A 4,160-nucleotide genomic window follows, 5' to 3' on the forward strand; every position below is an offset into this window, starting at 1 on the left:
TAACTTAATGGGTTTTTCCAACTATCTTGACCCCGCTAATATCCGAGGCCAAATTTTTACTATTTTCGTGATTACCGTAGCGGCAGCCGAGGCAGCCGTGGGTTTAGCGATTATCCTGACTATCTATCGTAACCGCGACACGATCGATATGGAACAGTTTAATCTGCTCAAATGGTAAGCTTTTAAATATTTACCCCCCTCTCTCCCTTTTCTGGGGAGAGTTTTTTTTGGCCAATTTTCCCTGTTTGTACGGTGTTAAATGTTTGAAATTTCAAGAGTTGGCTCTTCTAGGTTCTGTGTGATAAGTTTAACTTACATTATGATCGCTCAATCTTTGTGTCCTTTGTGTCTTTGTGGTTCCTTCCACTCGCTCGCCAGCAGGACTGTATCTTAGAATACATTTTGCCCACCAAACCTAAGAGAGCAGTCTTAGGGGAGTGGATAGGGTATCAGGGGCAAAATTTTGCCAAAGTAATTTTTGAGTAGGGTTGTCGTGGATTAGCCCTATTTTGTTGAGGATATTTCTCAATAAGAGTTTTTTTTAAGCTCTGGGATGGGTTGGGTTGGAGTCGTGGGCTGAAGGCGATCGCACACACAGGAAGAACGATCACACTCACAGGAATAACCACCATCGATAGCAGGTACTCCTTCAGGGCTGATGTTGATAATAATTCCACCTAACAAATCCACATGAAGACCTAACTTATATATAGGAGTTAAATCTTTTATTTTATTGTCTGATAAAAACAATACCTCAAGATTATTTAAGTTAGCTAAAGGACTTACATCTACTATTTGATTATCCATTAAAGACAAAGTCCTAAGATTAGTAAAATTAGCTAAGGGAGTTATATCTTTTATTTTATTGTCTGATAAAAGCAATACCTCAAGATTAGTTAAATTAGCTAATGAGGTTATGTCTATTATTTGATTGGTTTGTAAATTTAAGTGGGTAAGGTTAGTTAAATTAGCTAACGCATTTACATTTACTATTTGATTCTGACGTAAACGCAACTCGATAAGATTAGTTAAATTAGCTAAAGGCGTTAGATCTACTATTTGATTATTAACTAAAGACAACTTCTGAAGATTTGTTAAATAATTTGAGGCTGTTTGACAATTTTCAGTTTTTGCTTCTCGTAGCAGTATTTCTATAGTGTATTTTTGATCTTGTGGAAGAGACTGTAAACGATTACATAATTCAAAAAAAGAAGGAAAAAAATTGGAACCCTGAGCTATAGCTGAAGTTGTGTTTGCTATGCTGGCGATAGTCAATAATCCAGATAAAACGAAGGACACAGATTGTTTAAATTCCATAAAACTTAATATTGCCGTTTTATAATTTTAAAATTTTTCTCTGCGAGATTGTCACTCAAAAAGAGATCACCCCTTTCATAGTAACGCTTTTAGGGGTTATTGAAGTCATGATTACAAACAAAAAGGCGATCGCTTTTAAATGTAGGTAGGGTTGAATAACATGAAACTAAAGCCATTGCTACAAACAAAAAGGCGATCGCCCTGAAAATTAAGGAATAAGTTCGGTATTGGTACAGTTATTTTTTCCTCTTCCAGTAAGATCAACCCCTTCATGTACATAAGCAACACATTCCAAAGCTCTTTGATTTACACTATTGAGGTGGTAAAACACACCTCCCAAAGCTAATAGAATCAAAATGATGACATTTTTAATCATAATTTCATGAAACCCAACGAATCAAGATAGAAAATAATCATCAAGTTGGATTACGGTATGCAACCCAACCGACAAGCTAACAGTAATAAACATAAGATACTGGAGTATTTCCTTGAAAGTGTTGACAAACTCTATATGGTCGTCCATAATAGTAAACTATACCGTGTCTTACATATGTTTGTCCTGAGTTGACAAATCTTTGGGCTTGTTGTCCTGATAGTACAGCCCCTGTCGCTGCTACAACAATAAAGTCCCCCGCCCGTCTTCCAGCACCAGCAGCGAAATTTTCAGCCCAGATGCGAGCTAAGGATTTTGATACTTGGCGACCTATAGCGGCACTTTGAGCATTTGCTGGTGGAATTGAAACAATAATTGATGTAATGATATATGGGGATATGCAGATAAAAGGAATAACTTTCGATAAATTGAAGATGTTTTTCATGATTAGTTGCAACCTCTTTGATTAATTGTTCTTTATTTTTTATTAGTAGTCACCGTAATCATCATAGTCATCAAAAGAACTTTCGTAGTAACTATAAGGGCTACCCAATTCTGCTAATTCCTCTATCTTTTCTATTTCAATGTTATGATTTAACCTGTTAATCTCTCTTTGTAATGTATAATTTGATCTAACGAGATTGTCACTATCAGTTGAAGATGTCTGTGTTGGACTTGACTGATGATTAAGTAGTATGTTTGCCTCGCTTATGAGATCGTTAGTCTCATTTAAAACATCTTGGACTTCTTTGTTCTGTCCATGATAACTAGGTTGAAAGTTCATAATTTAGTATTTCTGATATTTTGATTGCTACCTATAATCATCGCAAAGATTTTTTTCAACCACCACCAGATTTCACCTGATGTTTTGTAAAGAAATGTTAAGACAAGGCCAGAAATGACTTGATCTTGTTTTACAATAACTGAACTATAATATAGGTAAAAATTTATTCACTTTCACACCATGAAGGATAGTTTACACTTGTTGCGTTTTATCGAAGATTTATTGATAGAGGAAGATGGGCAAAGTCTTAGCGATATTCAGCGACACATTATTGAAGAGTTATTAAACGGCAAAACCTATAAAGAAATTGCGGATAGTTATGGTTATGATGAGAAACATATTGGCGATGTGAGTAGAAATAAAATATTTAAGGTTTTATCTAAGCAATTAGGATTAGAAGAAAAAGAGCTTAATAAGTCTAATTTTCGTTGGACTATCGAAAAAGCAGTTAATTCTCAACTTTTTTTTACGTTACACAAAAATATTAATTATTGTGTAACGTCTCCTCAACCTGACACCACTAAACCAATTGAAAATAAAGAAAAATCTCCATCAGAAACATCATATCATGATTTAAGTTTAGCTCCAAAGATAAATCGTAATTTCTGCGATCGCATTTCAGAATTAGAAATCTTAACACAGAGAATATTAATTGAGAAAAGGCCTTTAATTTCCGTATCAGGATTGAGTGGAATTGGAAAAACTACCTTAGTTAGACATTTTGTAGAATTAAATTTAGAAAAATTTGAAGTAATTATTTGGCAAAATCTAAAAATATTCAATTGTTTAGACACAATTATTACTGATATTTTCACTAAAATTAATACGGATTTTATCTTAAATGATCACGATAAATTGACTCTGTTTTTAAAGTTATTGCAACGGAAAAAGTGTTTAATTATTTTTGACAATGTACAGGAATTATTTAGCGAGGGTGAATTAGCAGGGCAATATCAAACTAAACATAAAAAGTATCAGGAATTCTTTTCAATAATTACTAACGAAATTGAACATCAAAGTAGTTTAATTTTAATTAGTCAAGAGCGATGTTCAGAAATGTATTATTCAGATGAAAAATTAGATTTACTTGAATTACAAGGTTTAAATAATCGGGCAATCCTCAATAATTTAGGTTCTGAAGATGAAGAAAGCTGGTTAAAAGTAGTTCAGTTATACGAAAGAAATTTATTTTATTTAAAAGATATTGCTGTTTTAATTCAAGATGTTTATCATGGTTGTGTCGGTGAGTTTTTACAAGAGGAAAATATTGTTATTACAGCAAAAATAAAGGAAAGTTTGACTACAATAACTAAGAGATTATCGCCCATTGAAAAACAAATTATTCAATCCTTAATCAACCTAAAAAAAGATTGTTCAAGAAATGAATTAAAATTAAGTTTAGATTTATCAGCGGATGACTTGATTAAAGGGTTACAATCTTTACAAAAAAGATATTTGTTAACTAAAATTGAAGAATCAGAAATCTTATTTAATTTATCTCCTGTGTTTAAAAAATATATCAAAGATACAGGTATCTAAATAAGTGGCGGTTATCATAATTTTTTACCTCATGAACTTTGCACTGTACGGTGTTAGAGGTATCATGCAGATTCAGTTAGAGTATTATTTGTTATTAGCGGCGGCTTTATTTTGTATCGGAATTTATGGTTTAGTCACCAGTCGCAA

The 4,160-nt window shown here is 32.9% G+C and carries 5 protein-coding genes and 1 pseudogene; 3 read left to right on the forward strand and 3 right to left on the reverse strand.

Annotated elements, in window-relative coordinates; translation table 11 throughout:
* The coding region (locus tag IM507_RS02520) for an NADH-quinone oxidoreductase subunit K (RefSeq protein ID WP_287636497.1) at positions 1 to 178 on the forward strand (178 nt) is incomplete at its 5' end.
* A 347-nt stretch (positions 179 to 525) separates the two neighbouring features.
* Here the strand turns inward: IM507_RS02520 and IM507_RS02525 are convergent.
* From IM507_RS02525 to IM507_RS02535, 3 genes are all read right to left on the reverse strand, one after another.
* A complete protein-coding gene (locus tag IM507_RS02525) occupies positions 526 to 1,317 on the reverse strand; it encodes a leucine-rich repeat domain-containing protein (RefSeq protein ID WP_002731658.1) in 792 nt (263 codons plus the stop codon).
* Between the two features lie 452 nt (positions 1,318 to 1,769).
* Positions 1,770 to 2,135, reverse strand: coding sequence for a hypothetical protein (locus IM507_RS02530; RefSeq protein WP_002732448.1), 366 nt, complete (start codon positions 2,133 to 2,135; stop codon positions 1,770 to 1,772).
* A gap of 42 nt (positions 2,136 to 2,177) precedes the next feature.
* Entirely contained in the window at positions 2,178 to 2,474 is a 297-nt protein-coding gene (locus IM507_RS02535; protein WP_002734992.1) for a hypothetical protein, read from the reverse strand.
* 180 nt (positions 2,475 to 2,654) lie between these two features.
* Between IM507_RS02535 and IM507_RS02540 the strand changes: the two genes are divergently transcribed.
* The gene (locus IM507_RS02540; RefSeq protein WP_123230860.1) at positions 2,655 to 4,013 is read left to right on the forward strand and encodes an AAA family ATPase; all 1,359 of its coding nucleotides are present in this window, start codon (positions 2,655 to 2,657) and stop codon (positions 4,011 to 4,013) included.
* Positions 4,014 to 4,077: 64 nt separating this feature from the next.
* Positions 4,078 to 4,160 (forward strand): annotated as a pseudogene (locus IM507_RS02545) (NADH-quinone oxidoreductase subunit K); the annotation flags it as partial.

This window comes from Microcystis sp. M20BS1, from assembly GCF_020245305.1.
Taxonomy (GTDB): domain Bacteria; phylum Cyanobacteriota; class Cyanobacteriia; order Cyanobacteriales; family Microcystaceae; genus Microcystis; species Microcystis ichthyoblabe_A.

Excerpts from the sequence above, each read along its gene's own strand:
- IM507_RS02535 (WP_002734992.1), bottom strand. The coding sequence starts at position 2,474 with ATGAACTTTCAACCTAGTTATCATGGACAGAACAAAGAAGTCCAAGAT.
- IM507_RS02530 (WP_002732448.1), bottom strand. The coding sequence starts at position 2,135 with ATGAAAAACATCTTCAATTTATCGAAAGTTATTCCTTTTATCTGCATA.
- IM507_RS02525 (WP_002731658.1), bottom strand. The coding sequence starts at position 1,317 with ATGGAATTTAAACAATCTGTGTCCTTCGTTTTATCTGGATTATTGACT.
- IM507_RS02540 (WP_123230860.1), top strand. The coding sequence starts at position 2,655 with ATGAAGGATAGTTTACACTTGTTGCGTTTTATCGAAGATTTATTGATA.